At 68.9% G+C, this 15433-nt stretch carries 12 protein-coding genes and 2 pseudogenes; 6 read left to right on the forward strand and 8 right to left on the reverse strand.

All coding sequences use genetic code 11. From position 1 onward, the window contains the following. Window positions 1–20 precede the first annotated feature (20 nt). The 4 genes from J3486_RS15230 to J3486_RS15245 all read left to right on the forward strand — a co-directional run bounded on the left by J3486_RS15230 (window position 21) and on the right by J3486_RS15245 (window position 4304). Entirely contained in the window at window positions 21–1163 is a 1143-nt protein-coding gene (locus J3486_RS15230; protein WP_207820849.1) for a VOC family protein, read from the forward strand. Continuing rightward, the gene (locus J3486_RS15235) at window positions 1160–2758 is read left to right on the forward strand and encodes a bifunctional 3-(3-hydroxy-phenyl)propionate/3-hydroxycinnamic acid hydroxylase (protein WP_207820850.1); all 1599 of its coding nucleotides are present in this window, start codon (window positions 1160–1162) and stop codon (window positions 2756–2758) included. The genes J3486_RS15230 and J3486_RS15235 overlap by 4 nt, the downstream gene beginning before the upstream one ends. A gap of 38 nt (window positions 2759–2796) precedes the next feature. Beyond that, window positions 2797–3426 (forward strand): TetR/AcrR family transcriptional regulator, encoded by a 630-nt coding sequence (locus tag J3486_RS15240; protein ID WP_207820851.1) that lies wholly within the window; start codon window positions 2797–2799, stop codon window positions 3424–3426. A 227-nt stretch (window positions 3427–3653) separates the two neighbouring features. Further along, window positions 3654–4304 (forward strand): hypothetical protein, encoded by a 651-nt coding sequence (locus J3486_RS15245; protein ID WP_207820852.1) that lies wholly within the window; start codon window positions 3654–3656, stop codon window positions 4302–4304. A 69-nt stretch (window positions 4305–4373) separates the two neighbouring features. Here the strand turns inward: J3486_RS15245 and J3486_RS15250 are convergent, their stop codons facing one another. From J3486_RS15250 to J3486_RS15290, 8 genes and pseudogenes are all read right to left on the reverse strand, one after another. Then, window positions 4374–4787 (reverse strand): hypothetical protein, encoded by a 414-nt coding sequence (locus J3486_RS15250; RefSeq protein ID WP_207820853.1) that lies wholly within the window; start codon window positions 4785–4787, stop codon window positions 4374–4376. Between the two features lie 4 nt (window positions 4788–4791). Beyond that, window positions 4792–5620 (reverse strand): annotated as a pseudogene (locus J3486_RS15255) (IS5 family transposase). Between the two features lie 191 nt (window positions 5621–5811). Further along, the gene (locus tag J3486_RS15260) at window positions 5812–6951 is read right to left on the reverse strand and encodes a GDSL-type esterase/lipase family protein (RefSeq protein ID WP_207820854.1); all 1140 of its coding nucleotides are present in this window, start codon (window positions 6949–6951) and stop codon (window positions 5812–5814) included. A 157-nt stretch (window positions 6952–7108) separates the two neighbouring features. Beyond that, on the reverse strand, window positions 7109–9727 hold the full coding sequence (locus J3486_RS15265) for a hypothetical protein (protein WP_207820855.1): 2619 nt from the start codon (window positions 9725–9727) through the stop codon (window positions 7109–7111). A gap of 152 nt (window positions 9728–9879) precedes the next feature. Beyond that, on the reverse strand, window positions 9880–10422 hold the full coding sequence (locus J3486_RS45200; protein ID WP_374194724.1) for an SDR family oxidoreductase: 543 nt from the start codon (window positions 10420–10422) through the stop codon (window positions 9880–9882). 277 nt (window positions 10423–10699) lie between these two features. Beyond that, entirely contained in the window at window positions 10700–11542 is an 843-nt protein-coding gene (locus tag J3486_RS15280; RefSeq protein WP_207820856.1) for a helix-turn-helix transcriptional regulator, read from the reverse strand. Between the two features lie 169 nt (window positions 11543–11711). After that, window positions 11712–12656, reverse strand: coding sequence for an SDR family oxidoreductase (locus J3486_RS15285; RefSeq protein WP_207820857.1), 945 nt, complete (start codon window positions 12654–12656; stop codon window positions 11712–11714). Window positions 12657–12815: 159 nt separating this feature from the next. Next, window positions 12816–14045: a family 1 glycosylhydrolase gene (locus J3486_RS15290; protein WP_207820858.1), complete on the reverse strand. Its 1230-nt coding sequence runs from the start codon at window positions 14043–14045 to the stop codon at window positions 12816–12818. A 257-nt stretch (window positions 14046–14302) separates the two neighbouring features. Between J3486_RS15290 and J3486_RS15295 the strand changes: the two genes are divergently transcribed. Together J3486_RS15295 and J3486_RS15300 are read left to right on the forward strand one after the other, a co-directional pair. Further along, window positions 14303–14983: a TetR/AcrR family transcriptional regulator gene (locus J3486_RS15295; protein ID WP_207820859.1), complete on the forward strand. Its 681-nt coding sequence runs from the start codon at window positions 14303–14305 to the stop codon at window positions 14981–14983. A gap of 245 nt (window positions 14984–15228) precedes the next feature. After that, window positions 15229–15356, forward strand: a pseudogene (locus J3486_RS15300) (IS481 family transposase); the annotation flags it as partial. Between the last annotated feature and the right edge of the window lie 77 nt (window positions 15357–15433).

The raw sequence follows: 15433 nt of genomic DNA on the forward strand, positions 1-15433 counted from the left end.
CTGCACGGATGGAGTCCTCCATGACCTCCTTGTCCCTCCCCCATGGGCACGATCCTCACCAAGGCCTGCACAGCGAGGACGGCGCCCTGCACGGCGAACATCCAGGCCGCGCCCCGCAGCCGATCATCAAGGTCACCGACCTGGCCTGGCTGGAGTTCGTCAAACCCGACCTGGGCCGCGCCGAGGCCTTCGCCCGTGACTTCGGCTTCCAGGTGGCCGCCCGCACCGCCAACGCCCTGTACCTGCGCGGCACCCACGCCGGCACGCACTGCCTCGTCGTACGCAAGGGGCGCGCCTCCCGATTTTTGGGGCCGGTCTTCCAAGCCGCCGCCCGCAACGACCTCAACCGTCTCGCCGACGCCACCGGCCGGAGGGTTCATCGGCTGGATGACGAGTACGGCGGCGGGTTCGCGGCCGACCTCCTGGACCCTGCCGGCCTGCCGGTGCGTGTGGTCCACTCGGTCACTGAACATCCGTCGCTGCACGGCCAGGAACCCCTGCTCCTCAACACCGGCACTACAGCTCCCCGTGTCAACCAGGCCCAGCGTCCCGCGGTGGAACCTGCCCGTATCGAACGCCTGGGGCATGTGGTGCTGTCCACGCGCACCTTCCGCCGCACGCTGGACTGGTACCTGCACCACTTCGGCATGATCGTCAGTGACTTCCTGTACCTCGACGGCCAGCGCGAGCGCGGCCCGACGATGGCCTTCATCCGCTGCGACCGCGGCAGCGAGGCGACCGATCACCACACCCTCGCCCTGCACCTGGGCCCGGAGACCGGCTACGTCCACTCCGCCTACCAGGTCGCCGACTTGGATGCGCTCGCCGCCGGCGGCACCTATCTCGCCCAGCGCGGCTACCGCCGGTCCTGGGGCATCGGCCGCCACATCCAGGGCAGCCAGATCTTCGACTACTGGCGTGATCCCGACCGTTTCCTGGTCGAGCACTTCACGGACGGCGACCTCTTCGATCACACCGTCGCCCCCGGCTGGGCTGCCATGTCCGCCTCCGGGCTCGCCCAGTGGGGGCCGCCCGCCACACGCGACTTCCTGGGCGCCGCCCCCTCACCGGCCCTGCTGCGCACGGTGGTTCAAGCATTGCGTGAGGACAACGAACTCGACCCCGCCCGGTTGAGGGCGCTGATGAAGGCGATGAACTCATGAGCACCACCACAGCCTCCGCGCCCGTGGCCGTCATCGGCGCCGGCCCGGTGGGCCTGACCGCGGCCATCCTGCTGGCCCGCCATGGCATCGACTGCGAGATCTACGAACGCCACCCGGCCCCCTACGCCCTTCCCCGCGCCGTCCACCTCGATGACGAGGTCCTGCGGATCCTCCAAGCCGCCAAAGTGGACACCGCGTTCCGTGCCATCAGCCGGCCCGCACTCGGCATGCAGCTGCTCGACGCCCGCCACCGGGTCCTGGCCCGCTTCCTGCGCGACGAGCCACTGGGCGTGCACGGCCACCCCCAGGCCAACATGTTCGACCAGCCCGAACTGGAACGGCTCCTACGCGACCGCGCCGCCCAGATCCCTGGTATCCGCCTGCACGGCTCTACCGAAGTCACCGCCCTCACCACGCCACCGCCTGGCACCTCGCAGCCCATCGAGGTCACGGTGCATGACCTCGACACCGGACAGGTCCGCGCCGTCACGGCTGCGGCCGTGCTCGGCTGCGACGGCGCCACCAGCCTCACCCGCACCGCCCTCGGCGCCCGCCCTCTTGTACTTGGCGCCCCGCAGCGTTGGCTCGTCGTCGACGTCCGCTGTCCTGTCGAACTGCCCGCATGGGACGGCGTTCATCAAGTCTGCGACCCGCAAGCTGCCGCCACGTACATGCGGATCGGTGCTGACCGCTACCGCTGGGAGTTCCGGCTCGACGACGCCGCCGCCGAGACCGCGACGACAAACCGCGCAGCCCTGTCGGCCCTGCTCGCCCCGTGGACGGGCACCGTCCCCACCGCCATGCTCACCGTCCTGCGCACCGCCACCTACACCTTCCGCGCCCAGGTCGCCGACCGCTGGCGGAGCGGCCGGGTCTTCCTCCTCGGTGACGCGGCTCATTTGACCCCGCCTTTCATCGGCCAGGGCCTGGGAGCCGGACTACGCGACGCACACAACCTCACCTGGAAACTCGCCCGCGTCCTGACCGGCCGCAGCCCCGAAGCGCTCCTCGACACCTACCAGGCGGAGAGACAGCCGCACGCGAAGCGCCTCATCCGCACCGCCGTGCTCATCGGCCGGGCGATGACGAGCCCGCACCCCGCCACCACGCTGGCCCGCACGGCCGCTCTCGCGGTGGGCCGGCACACAGGGGGGCTCTCCCCCACCGTCCTGGACAGCCTCAGCCCCGCCCTCAATGGCGGACGCCTGACCCACCACCGGTCCCGCATCGCCCGCGGCCCCCGCCCCGGTGACCTGTGCCCCCAGCCCCCCATCGTCTCCCCCGACCACCGGCCGGTACGTCTGGACGACGCCCTGGGCACCGGCTTTGCGCTGCTCACGACACAGCCCCCCACGCCGTACACGCTCCGGCTGTGCCGCGCCCTGCCCGCCCGCATCGTCACCGTCACCCGCCCATCGGCCGAGCCCACCGGCGCGCCCGAGGGCGCCCTGGTCGATGTGACCGGACAACTCCACGACTGGCTGCGCGGCAGCACCGTGCTCCTGCGTCCCGACCGCGTCGTGCTGGCCGCCCAGCGCGGCCGCGACACCATCCACGCCACGATCACCCGCTGGAGCCCCGCCCTGATCACGTGAAAGTTTCATCAGAATTGAAGCGGCTTAGAATCCCAGGCATGTACAAGACGTCCGAGCCCGCCAACCGCTTCGAGCGCCGTCGCGCCCGCACCCGCCAGGCGCTGATCGGCGCGGCCCGGCAGATCCTTGCCGAGACCGGCGAGAGCGCCGCAAGCATCCAGGACATCGCGGAGCGCGCGGACGTCGGATTCGGCTCCTTCTACAACCACTTCAGCACCAAGAACGACCTGTTCGATGCGGCCGTCGGCGACGCCCTGGAGGAATACGGGCAGCTCCTCGACAGCTACACCGCAGACCTCGACGACCCCGCCGACGTCTTCGCCACCAGCGTGCGCCTCACCCTGCGCCTTGCCGCGACACACCCCGAAATCACCCAGATCGTCCGCCTGCGAGGGTTGTCGCATGTACACGCCGACACCGGCCTGGGACCGCGAGCTCTGCGCGACCTCGAAGTCGGCAAGGTGTCCGGCCGTTTCCGCATCGACGACTCCACGATCGCTCTGAGCGCGATCGGCGGGGCCATCATCGGCCTGCTCCAACTCAACACCGACACCGAACTGCCCGGCAAGGCCGGAGACCAGATGGCAGAGCTGATGCTGCGCATGCTCGGCCTCCCGCTGGAGGAAGCCCGCACCATCGCCACCCGCCCGCTGCCGGAACTCACCTGAGCAGCGGGCGTTCGTCGGGCCCGCACGCGCACGGCCCCGCCGCTGCTGAACGCGACAGGCGGCCCCTGCCGTCTGAGAGGACATTCTGAACCGGTATGCCTGATTCCCGCAGTTGGCTTGGGCCAGGCACCTTCCTGGCGGTCACATGGCCCTTCGGCGGCTTCTACAGTGTCCCGAGGTAGAGGGCGCGGGCGGGGACGGTAGATCAGAAGGGCTGGCTCAAGAGCGTGGTGCAGATCGAGCGGTTGGTGGACCTGAAGCCCATCCACCAGCGTCAGGCTGCCGCCCTAGCCCTGTGGCGGTGGCGCGCGCCGATATTCGCGTTCGAATTGGATGCGGAATGGGGCGTCGACCAGTCCGTGCTGGAGTCGCTGTTCCGACTGGCAGCATCGCCCGCTGGTGAACAGTCGGATCGCGCATACCGGCGAGTAATCGCCGAGCTGTGCACGGCCCCGCTCTTCACGTCTGAAGTCGACCCGGACACGGTCCAGCTCTTCCAGTTGGAGACTATTGGCAACCTGCTGACCTTCGGCGAACTGCTGGACAAGGCTGGCGTGGACGACGTCGAGCGAGTGGTCGAAGCCTCGGCCGGCCTGGCGACCTACCTCGACGGTCTCGTCGAGGGCTCCTTTTACTCTCACCCCGCGGAGGAAGCCCACCGCCAGTACCTCGCCGACCTGGCGGACCAGGCGAGCGAGGGCTACTTCGCGTCGCGCCACTTCGCTGTCGAGGCCGCCTGCCACGGTGCTCTCGAAGTCCTCCCCGATTCCGCAGGGCTGCTCGACTCGTCCACGGGTCGCGAGTTGCTCGCGCTCTGCGAGGACTTCGGCGAAGAGCTCGTCACAACGATGCAGTGGCTCCGCACGACGGGTCACTAGCGATCGGGTCGCGAGCTGGATGGCAAGTGCGGCAGCCGTGACGGACGGGTGGCTCGAAACGGAGGACTGTTACGGGAGGCGCCGGATGAACAGGCCCGGTTCGGTCTCGGCGAGGACGCCCAGGCTGACCAGGCGCTTGAGCTTGTGCCGGGTGCTCTCGATGTTCTTCGGCTTGAGCGGGAGGTCCAGGGCCTGGCACAGGTCGCGGGCACGCATCGGTCCCACAGCGTCGGCGAAGACGTCGAGGATCTGCTGGTAAGCCGGGTGGGCCGACAGGACGGGCGGCTCCTCGGCTGGCTCCGGGAGAGGCGGGAGGGCAAGGAGCGTCTTACGGATCACCGCCAGGCTCTCGATCTCCTCGTCGAGTTCACGCAGGCGCGCGGTGAGCTCGTCCATCTGCGCACGGATCCGGGTTGCATCGCCGGCGAGCTCGCGTTCACGCGCGTCGATCCGTTCCAGAAGCGGCGTGACTTGGTCGTCCATGCGGTCACCCGCGCCAGCTGGGCGTGGTCTGGCCGGTGAGGCGGCGCGCTATCACGTCGATCATGGCCCAGCGCACCCTGGACTCCGAGGACTTCGGCCTGCTCTCGTAGTCCCGCACGAGCCGCCGAAACAGCATGAGGATGCCGAGCGTCTGCTCTACGATCCACCTCTTGACCTGCGGGACGAAGCCGACGCCCGTGTCGGTCGGGTTGCGTTCAACGATCTCGACATCGATGCCGACCATGGTGCCGTACTCGACGACGGTCTTCTTGAAGCCCTGGTCCACCAGCGCCTTCTTGATGGTGCCGATGGGAGCGACTCGGCCGAGGAGCGCGATGCCGAAAGCGTTGTCGTGGGCGCTGGCGGCCGGCACGGTCACGGCGATGACCAGGCCGAGGACGTCCACCGCCAGCCCGCGCTTGCGACCCGGTACCTTCTTGGCCGCGTCGTTCCCGGTCGTGGTAGCGGGCACGTTCACCGCCGCGCGGACGCTCTGTGTGTCGATCACGACCAAGCTCGGGTCCTCCGCCCGCCCGGCCTTCTCGCGGACCTGCCAGCGCAGCAAGTCGTTGATCTTCACGTCCGTGCCGTCGTCACGCCAGGCCGCGAAGTAGTAGTAGACGGCCGACTTCGGCGGCAGGTCGTGCGGGAGGTAGTCCCACTGGCAGCCGGTTCTGCCCTGGTACAGGATCGCGTTGACGATCTCCCGCATCTCGTATCGCCTGATGCCCGGTCGGGGATAGGTGGTCGGCCTTCCATGCCGAGATCACCGGCTCGATCAGCGCCCACCGCTCATCGGACAGATCGCTCTTGTAGGGCTTGCGGTCACTCACCCGAATAGCCCAGCAGTACCAAGCCGCGCGACCGGCCCGGATCGCCCAAACCCACACGAACAGGCGACCACAAGACGGTCGTACCGGCTCAGAACGTCCTCTGACAGGGTTCGTGGCCCGGCCTCCAGCGCCCGTGCCCCGCGTACATGGGTCCGGGCCAGGCCCTGCCAGGAGCGACGGATACCAGCTGCTTACGAGGCGTCGGCGAGGAGATGCCGCAGCGCGGGCATGAGCGCGAGGGCGATGGCCTCGCCGCCTTCAGGGTTCGGGTGGAGCCGGTCGCCGATGTGGAAGGCGTCGCGCTGTGCCGGTGTGGCTGCGTCGTCGGCGGCCAGAGCCTGGTCCAGGTCGACGGCCGCGTCGAAGGATGTCTCGGTCGCCAGTCTGGTGTTGACCTCCTGTCGTACTGCCTCGGCCTGCGACGTCCACGCCTCGTTCCCGAAGAAGGGCGGGATGGTGCAGGCGACGGCCCGCGCACCGTGCTGGCGGGCGGACGCCGCGAACGCACCGATGCCTGCCAGAAGTGCGTCGGCGCCGACCACTTCGTCCGCTGCCTCGGGCAAGGACGCCGGGTGCACCAGGTCGTTGACACCGATGAGCACGACGACCAGGCCGACCGGCTCGCCGCCGAACACCTGAGGAATGAAACGCCCGCTGGCGGCGGGCCCGAAGGTGGGCTGCGACTTCGGCGCATCGTGCAGCACCCTGTTGCCTGCGATGCCCAGGTTCCGTACAGCGGTGCGTCCAGGGAACTCCGCGCGCAGGTGGCGCTCGAGAGCGGCCGGCCAAAACCCCATCTGCGTGATGGAGTCACCGAACAGGGCCAGGCCGGTGACCGGCCCGTGGGTCTCGACCTCGATCGCGGTCACCGCGTTGAGCAGTCCCAGGCCGGGCAAGGAAAGCATGGCGCTCAGCATTTCGGCGGCAGGGCCGGTGGGGGCCATGTCGCCCTGTGCCTCGAGCCGGGCTTGACCGTGGGCCAGCACGGGAGACAGCGCCGCCGCAGACTGGCGTTCCGTGGCCTGGCAGGAGATTTCGATCGTGGCGCCCGGCCGCAGGGCCAACGGCGCCGGATCGCACAGCACTTCCTGCCCGTGCTCCAGCACGATCCGGGGGGAACCGTGCAGGAGGAGCGGCGTGGCTCTCCCCCCGTCCACGGCCACGCTCAGTGCGTCGATCACCGAGGGGCCTTCCGTCCCGGAGGCCCGCAACCGCACACGTAGCCGCCCTCCGTGCACATTGCTCGTCACAAGAAGCTGCTGTTGCAGCGTCGCGACCTTGGCTGTCGCGCCTTCCAGGGGAGTGCAGTTCCACACGGTGTGCCACACCATGGCGGGTTCCTTTCGGTTGTCGAGTGCCGCGGAGGAGAGCGCGGACGGCCGGTCCGGACCGCCACGCGCCGCCCAAGGCGGCGGATGGCGGCGGATCCTGTGGTGGTGCACAGGAGGTTGTATCGGGGCCCGGAACGAAAATCCGGGCCCCACGCGGTCAGCCAGCCGACTGGGTCAAAGGAAAGGTCAGCACCTTCAGGGATGCGGGGTCGGCTCCCGTCACCTGGATGACGATCTCGTCGCCGTCACGCAGGTCGAACGCGTTGTCGGACAGACGCATGCCGATGACCGGCTGCTCGATCCGGACCATGTACGCATAGCCGGTGGCGCGGATCCGCAAGGCGTTCGGCTCCGCCTTGACGTCGAGTGAACTCGGCCCGAAGTGCAGGTCCTTGATCTCCGCGAAGTGCTTGCGGACGGACGGTGCCCGGCCGTCGGGCGCCGAGACCCATGCGTAGTGGTGTGCGTCGGCCGTGAATTCACCGACGGCTGCCGACCACACACGGGCCGACTCGCCGGGGGCGGCGGCAGCGGTGATGCGGCGGGAGGTCCGGTCGCTGCCGTCGAAGGCGCCGAGCTCGACGTCCACGTCCAGGCGGGCCGCGGTGCGGGTGTTGTTGGCCAGCCAGAGCTCCAGGTCACCGGCTGGTGTTGTACGGAAGCTGAGGGCCAGCGGGGCCGACGCCCGGCGTGCGGTGTAGTAGGCGGCCTTCGGGATGCCGTCATGGTCGACGACGGACCACGTGAAGCCGGGCCACACATCGTTGTACTGCCACATGAGGGCGCCGGCCGTGTGCGGTTGGCGCCGCCGGTAGTGCTCGATGCCGAAGGCCATGCCCTCGGCCTGGACGGCCTGGGTGAAGGCAATGTACTGGTCGAGGCCTTCGGGCAGGCCGGTGGTGACGGACAGCAGTTCGTCGCCCTTGTTCTTGGGATGGTCCTTGTTGTGCTGGTCGAAGACCGGCGAGTGGACGGTCAGGTCCTCCTCGGCGATCCAGCGACGCAGTGTGGCGGCTTCCGGAGCGGCGTGGATGCCGAACTCGCTGACGAACTTGGCGGTGTCGTCGGCGTAGCGCCGGTAGTGGCGGGCGTCGCCGACGGAGGGGAAGGTGCTGGGGCCGACTGACACACCGGGCATGATGAGGCCGTGCCAGACCTCCCAGGTGTGGCGGTCGCCGTCGTCCGTGCCGATGACGGACAGCACGCCGTTCTCCTCGCCGTAGGGGCTGCCGGGCCAGTACGGGGTGATGCCGTCGTGGGTGGCGACGGCGCCGGGGAGGATGTCGGTGTAGAACTGACGTCCCCAGCCGGACGTGCCGTCCGCTCCCTCGTCCAGATGTCCCCACACCAAGGCGCGCATCATCAGTGCCTCGTTGTTACCGCACCACAAGGCCAGGCAGGCCCGGTTACGCAGCCGGCGGACCTGGTACTCGGCCTCCAGTTCCACTTCGCGGCGCAGACCCGCTTCACGGTCGGGGTAGTCGACGTTCGCGAACATGAAGTCCTGCCACACCAGCACGCCGAGTTCGTCGCACGCCCGGTAGAACGCATCGTGTTCGTAGATGCCGCCGCCCCACACCCGCAGCATCGTCAGGTTGCCTTCGGTGGCACGTAGCACCAGATCCCGATGGGTGGACTCCCCCACCGAGCCGACCAAGGAGCTGGCCGGCAGCCAGTTGGCCCCGCGGGCGAAAAGCGGCACGCCGTTGAGGACGAAGCCGAAGTAGCGGCCGCCCTCCTCCTCATCGGGTGCGCGGTTCAGTTCGAGGGTGCGCAGCCCGACGCGGTCGGTCAGCGTGTCCACCACAGCGTCACCGTCCCACAGTTCGATGACGACCTGATGGAGTGCAGGTGTCCCCAGGTCGTGCGTCCACCACAACTCCGGGTCATCGACAAGGATCTCGCTCTGGGACGGCGAGCTCCCCAGGTGCATCTCGGCACGGAACTCGCGGCCCGACGGAGAGCGCAGCAGCACGTGCGCGGTCAGCTCCGCGCCGGGCTTCGAGGTCTCGACGGTGACCCGCACGCGTGCCGTGCTGTGATCGTCGTCCAGCTGGGTGAGGGCGACATGGTGGCCCGTCAGGGTGGCCGCCGGCGCCACCTCCAGGCGGGCCTGGCGCCAGATTCCGATCGAGGGGACGTGCGGGCCGAAGTCCCAGCCCCAGGAGAATGCCGCCTTGCGGACACGCGCGGCGACGGGCATGGTCACCGCCCAGTGCGCGTCTTCGACCGACACCTCGCCGGGTGCGTCGGCGGAGTGCTCCGTGTGGGCCGTGTCGTCTTCGTCGCCCGGGTTCATGAGCGCGAGCATCCGTTCGATGGTCTGGGCAGCGGACGCAACGGGCTCGCGGCCCAGCAGGGGCGGGAGAAAGCGGACCAGGACTGTGTTGTCCTCGCCCACGGCGTCGGTGACGTCGAAGGCCGCGGGACGGAACTGGTTCTCGTGGCGCCCCAGATGACGGCCGTTCAGCCATACATCGGCGACCGTGTCCAGCCCGTCGAAGACCAGCCGGGCCGCGCCCGGGCCAGGGTGGGCAAAGCGTGTGCGGTACCACCACTCACGTTCCTGGACCCAGTCCACGCCATGCTCATTGGCGCCGATGAACGGATGTTCCACCAACCCCGCAGCCATCAGCGACTCGTGCACCCCGCCCGGCACCACGGCCGGAATCCAGGCCCCCGTCTCACTATCGTTGACAACGTTGTCTACGTGCCCTTCGCCGACGAGGTACGAGCGGACCTCGAAGTCGTCGAGGGCGATTGCTCTACGCGCCATATGCCGAACCCTTCTGCGCATGTCTACCTGATACGGAAACAGTGCCACCAAATTTGATGTGATCCTCAAACTTGATGACTCCATGTGTCAATGGGTGCGAGGCGAGGCCGAGATGCGCCGCAGGCCGCGGGCCTGCCAGGCCGGCCGTGCTGTCAGCGGGGTCCCGTGCCGTCGTGGGCGACCGCGATGATCTCTGCGGCAATGGCCACGGCGGTCTCCTGCGGGGTGCCTCCCCCAAGCTGGAGGTCGATCGGGGCGCGCAGCCGGGAGAGTTCCGCCTCGTTCAGGCCGGCGGCGCGAAGGCGTTCGAGCCGGTCCTGGGTGGCGTTGGCGGAGCCTGGGCGAGGGGGCCGGCGAAGTACTCGGCTGCGTCCGCTACGTCCTCGGCCCGTCCGAACCGTCCCCGATCGGGCGCATGCCCTTGGCCAGTTCGCGCAGCGGCTGTCTTGCGGCACGTCCGTGAAGACACCGGCACCCTCGATCGCGGTGGGGATGATGGAGTTGACCGTGATCCCGCGGTTGCCGACTTCTTGGGCCAGTACCTGGTCGAACTGTCCTTCCGTGACGTCGGCAATGGCTTGGTCGACGATTTCCACGCCGGCATCGGCGACGACGATGTCGATCTTCCCGAACTCCTTGAGGGCCTGCTGGAAGAGGTCTTCGAGGGCGGTGAGGTCGGAGACATCCGCCTGCACGGCGATGGCCTGGGACCCGAGGTTGCGGATGTCCTGGACGTGTCCTGCGCCGCATCCTTGTTGCCGGCGTAGTTGACCACGACGTGTGCGCCGAGGGCGGCGTAGCGAAGGGCGATGGCTCGGCAGATGCCGCGGGCCGAACCGGTGACGCGAGCGGCTTTGCCGCTCGGATCAGTCATGGCGATCACCAGATGTTCTTCTAGGTGGGCGGGTGCGGGTACGTCGATACGGCCCGGCGCGCGTGCACGCGTCAGGGTCGGGGGGGGGCGGGTGTGGCTCAGCGCATTGCCTGCGTTCCGATGACGGACAGCAGCTGCAGCTTGTCGTAGCTCTCGGTGCCGGGTATGGCGGTGTAGACGAGCAGCAGATGCGATTGCTGGGGGTCGAGCAGCGTCTGGCAGGTCAACTCCATGGCGCCGAGCTCGGGGTGGATGAATTGCTTGACCTCGTGGGGGCGGATTCCGACCTCATGGTCGTCCCACACCTGGCGGAACTCTTCGTTCTGCGCCAGGAGCAGGTCCGCCAGGTGTGCCGCCCGGGAGCCGGGACCTCGCTGAGTGACGACTGCGCGCAGGCCCGAGGCGAACAGGCGGCTGAGGAAGGGGTGTTCGTCGGGTGCGTAGAGTCGGCGGGTGGCGGGGTCGGTGAACCAGCGATAGCCGAGGCTGCGGGCCGGTCCGCTGTAGCCGGTCAGATCACCAGTGAGCGCCACGCCCAGCGGGGTCTGCCGCAGCGTCTCGCCGAGCTCGGTGACGATCTCCGCGGGGGTGTCGTGCAGCCGGTCGAAGATGCGCAGCAGGCCGGGGCTGATGTGTTCGCTGGCCGTGCCGCGTGGGGGTGGGTTGTGGCCGGCGAGCCTGAAGAGGTGGTCGCGCTCGTCGAGGGAAAGGTAGAGCCCTTGTGCGATGGAGGCGATCATCTGCTCGGATGGGCGGGGTCCGCGCTCCCGCTCGAGCCGCGCGTAGTAGTCGGTCGACATGTTGCACAGGGCGGCGACTTCTTCTCGCCGCAGCCCGCTTGTTCTGCGCCGCTGGCCGCGTGGCAGACCGACGTCTTCGGGTTGCAGCGCCTCTCGGCGGCGTCGGAGGAACTCTGCCAGCCCTCTTCGGTCGATCACCATGCTCGCCTCCTTCAGTACTGCTTCACTTCTATCGCCGGTGCTGGTGCGTATCCACGGCCTGTTGATCCCCCTTTACGACGCGCGTCGTGGCGTCAGGGCACGATCGACCGCCTTCCCGCGCGGGGCGGAGTCGCGGTGTCGCCGCGCCCTTGCGGGCCGCTGGGCCGTGTCAGCTGTCGGGGAAGCGAACCTTGGTCAGCTCCTCTGAGACCTGCCACATGCGTTCGGCGTCGTCGGTGCTGCGCAGTGGACGGAACAGTGTCTGCTGTGCCGGGGCTCCGCCGACGTTGCCGGGCCCCTTCGGCCCGTAGAACAGCTCGCCCCGGGCGTTGGGCGAAGTGGCGGCGTACAGGGCGGGAAGCATCGCGGTCTGCGGGGTGCCGAAGAGGATGCCGCGCCGGGAGAACGCTCTGATCACGCGGTAGCCCAGGGTGTCGCTGCTGCGGCCGACCTCCGGGCGGGCGGCGAGCAGGCTCGTCGGCGCCACGCCGGGGTGCGAGATGTTGCTGGTGATGCCCCAGCCGAAGGCGTTGCTGCGCCGGTTCAGTTCGAGACCGAACAGCCCACAGGTGATCTTCGACTGCCGGTAGGCCTTCATCCCGTCGTAGGAGCGTTCCCAGTTCAGGTCGTCCCAGTTGATGGTGCCGCTGCGCGCGGCGATGCTGCTCTGCGAGGTCACCCGCGCGCCGCCGGCCCGCAGCAGCGGCAGCAGGTGTGCGACGAGGGCGAAGTGGCCCAGGTGGTTGGTGCCGAACTGCAGCTCGAACCCGTCGGCGGTCGTCTGCCGGTCGGGCGGAGTCATGACACCGGCGTTGTTGATGAGGAAGTGGATCGGCAGTCCTTCGCCCGTCAGGGTCTTGCCGAGCGCGGCGACAGAACTCAGCGACGAGAGGTCGAGTTCGCGCAGCGACACGTTCGCGGTGGGTGTCACCGTGCGGATCCTCGCGATGGCCGCCTCGCCCTTGCGCTGGTTGCGGACGGGCATGACAACTTCGGCGCCGGCGGCAGCCAGTCGTGACGCCATCTCGACGCCCATGCCGTCACTTGCGCCGGTGACGACGGCGCGCCGTCCGGACAGGTCGGGGACGGTGATGTCGATGGGCTTGCGTGGCATGTTCACTCCTGGAAGCTGTGTCGTTGGCTCCACCGTCGCAAAGGACGGCGGTCGTATTCAGGGCCGCCCGATCCACTGATCGGCAGGCCCAGGATCCGACCGGCGGGACAGGACTGACGGCAGGAGGACCTTCTGCGCGTGCAGAACTCCAGTGACGGCTCAAAGGCGCGGCAGTACCCGCTCGCGGCCCAGGCCGCCGAGCCAGTGGGCCGCAGGCTCCGGGGGGCGTACGAACGTCTCGCGGTCCCAGCCGATGAGCCCGAAGGTCGCCTTGTAGGTGCCCCACTCGTAGTACTCGTAGTACTCGTAGTTGTCGAGCGCGCTCCAGGCGAGGTATCCGCGCACGTCGATGCCGTCCTTGAGGCAGGCGGCGACGGCGTCGAGGGCTCCGGCGCAGTAGTCGATGCGGCACTGTTCGTCGCCGGTGGCGATGCCGTTCTCGGTGACGATCAACGGGGTGGAGGGGCCGGTGAGCTCGGCGGTGTGCCGGATCGCGCGACTGACCGCCTCGGGGTAGTACTCCCAGCCGGTCAGCGTCCGCTCGGCGTCGGCCGGGACGGGTACCGGACCGTCGGCGCCGATCTTCGTACGGGTGTAGGACTGCACGCCGATCCAGTCGTCGCCGCGCGCCGCCTTGATGAAGACGTCCTCGCGCGGGGCGCGGTAGGCGGCGGTGACCTCCTCGGCGCCGGGCAGGGCCTGGTAGACCTGGTTGGATATCGTCCAGCCGACGTGGATGTCGGGGTTGATGGCGCGTACGGCTCTGTTTGTGGTGTGGTGCGCGGCGATGAGGGCGTGCATGGTCTCTTCGTCCGGGAAGGGCAGACCGGCGGGCGGGAAGCCCTGTTCGCCGCGGTTGGCGAGACCCGCCATCGCCGCGATCACGCTGGGCTCGTTGATGGTGCCCACATGCGTGACGCCCTCGCCGATGATCGGCGCGCACTCCTCCACGTACCGCGCGAACAGCGCCACCGCGCCGTCGGCCGTGAAGCCACCCAGGTCCGCGAACCACTGCGGGATCGTGAAGTGGTACAGCGTCACCATCGGCCGCAGACCGCGGACGATCGCGCCCTCCACCATCCGCCGGTAATGCGCGATCTCGGCCCGCGAGAAGTAGCCGCGGGCGGGCTCGATCCGGGCCCATTCAACGCTGAACCGGTAGTCGGTGAAGCCCAGTTCCGCCAGCAGGTCCATGTCCTGCTCCCAGCGGTGATAGCTGTCGCAGGCGTCCAGGCTGGGCTCGGCGATCTTCGCGGGCGGGTCGTGCTCCTTGCGCCACCAGTCGCTGTTGACGTTGCTGCCCTCGATCTGGTGGGCAGTGGTGGAGGCGCCCCACAGGAAGCCGTCGGGGAAGGGCGTGGCGGCCGTGCGGGCAGGGGTGAGCGTCATGATGGTGCCTGTCTCTCTGCGTACGAGGGGAATGGGCCGGGACACAGCGCTCAACTCGTGTTGCCGTTCATCAGCCGCAGCTGCCGTACTGTGCGAGCCGATCCGGTGCTGGACGAACAGGTACCTGGGGTTCCCGAGCCGGCGACCAGCGCCTAAATGACCGATCGTGTATTTTCTTCCTTGACCAGATTGCGCTTTTTGATCCTTTTACGCAAATGGGTGCGATCAGCGTCTTCACGGGAGGGAGAACGCTCCGCATGGCGGCGACATCAGGGCCACGGAAGCGGGGCAGGCCGCGCGTCGGCGAGGGACTCGACGACGCGCGGTTGCTGAAGGGCGCACTCGACGCCTTCGCGGAGAAGGGCTACGACGGCATGTCCCTGCGCGAGCTGGGCCGCCGCCTGGACGTCAGCCATGCCCTGCTCACCGCCCGCTACGGCTCCAAGGAAGGCCTGTGGTTCGCCGCACTGGAGTATGCGCTCACCCACGCCGAACAGGCCTGGCGGCAGACCGCCGAGGACACCGCCCTGGACGATCTCCAGGCACTTCGCCTCGGGATCGTCGACCAGATCATGTTCGCGGCCGCCTTCCCGCAAGTGGTGCGCATCCTGAACCACGAAGGCGGCGTCGACAGTGCTCGGATTCGCTTCGTCATGGATCGGTTCGTCAACCCGCTGCGTCCGCTGGTGGAAGGCCGCCTGAACAGGCTGCAGGCCGCCGGCCGGATCCGCCCCCTGCCCTACGCGGCCCTGCACTTCATGGTGGTGCACGGCCCAGGCGCCCTGTTCGCCAACACCGTGGAAACCGGCCTGCTCGGGGCCGACCCACCCATCGGGGACGAGGCCATCCGGCGGCACGCGGAAGCCATTGCCGATGCCATCATCTTCGGCCTCGCCGCCCCGCCCGCAGCGGGGTCCGACTCCCCGCAAGAGATTTGAATGCTGCCGTCGTGAGGGGGCGGCGGGGCCGGGGGGGACAGGCGTGCCCATGGCCGAACCGAGCGCCCGGCTGCCCCTGTGCACGGTGGCGCTATTCGGCGAATGACTCGGTGCGAAGCGTCCGGAGCAGGACCAGTCGTGCACCGGCGTCCGTGCCGGGCTGGGGCTGGAACAGCACCATGGCCCCACAGGTTTCTGAACAAAATGCGCTGGCAACTCGCCCTCGATGCGCCGAGAAGACAGCGGTCAGCGTCGACGTCAAGAAACTCGGCCTGATCCCCGATGGGTCGGCTACAAGGTCCTGGGCCGCCAGGCCGGACGCGCCACCCGCACCAACATCGGCTTCGACTACGTCCACTCCGCCGTCGACGACACACCCGCCTGGCCTCGTGCTGCTGCGTGTCCCTCGCACAACAGATGCCCCAAGGCGTGCCGCTGCTTAGTACTCCA

Origin of the sequence: Streptomyces sp. VRA16 Mangrove soil, assembly GCF_017377775.1 — a bacterium.
Taxonomy (GTDB): domain Bacteria; phylum Actinomycetota; class Actinomycetes; order Streptomycetales; family Streptomycetaceae; genus Streptomyces.

Coding starts and splice junctions, on each gene's coding strand:
- J3486_RS15230 (WP_207820849.1), top strand. CDS start 21: ATGACCTCCTTGTCCCTCCCCCATGGGCACGATCCTCACCAAGGCCTG.
- J3486_RS15235 (WP_207820850.1), top strand. CDS start 1,160: ATGAGCACCACCACAGCCTCCGCGCCCGTGGCCGTCATCGGCGCCGGC.
- J3486_RS15240 (WP_207820851.1), top strand. CDS start 2,797: ATGTACAAGACGTCCGAGCCCGCCAACCGCTTCGAGCGCCGTCGCGCC.
- J3486_RS15250 (WP_207820853.1), bottom strand. CDS start 4,787: ATGGACGACCAAGTCACGCCGCTTCTGGAACGGATCGACGCGCGTGAA.
- J3486_RS15260 (WP_207820854.1), bottom strand. CDS start 6,951: ATGGTGTGGCACACCGTGTGGAACTGCACTCCCCTGGAAGGCGCGACA.
- J3486_RS15265 (WP_207820855.1), bottom strand. CDS start 9,727: ATGGCGCGTAGAGCAATCGCCCTCGACGACTTCGAGGTCCGCTCGTAC.
- J3486_RS15280 (WP_207820856.1), bottom strand. CDS start 11,542: ATGGTGATCGACCGAAGAGGGCTGGCAGAGTTCCTCCGACGCCGCCGA.
- J3486_RS15285 (WP_207820857.1), bottom strand. CDS start 12,656: ATGCCACGCAAGCCCATCGACATCACCGTCCCCGACCTGTCCGGACGG.
- J3486_RS15290 (WP_207820858.1), bottom strand. CDS start 14,045: ATGACGCTCACCCCTGCCCGCACGGCCGCCACGCCCTTCCCCGACGGC.
- J3486_RS15295 (WP_207820859.1), top strand. CDS start 14,303: ATGGCGGCGACATCAGGGCCACGGAAGCGGGGCAGGCCGCGCGTCGGC.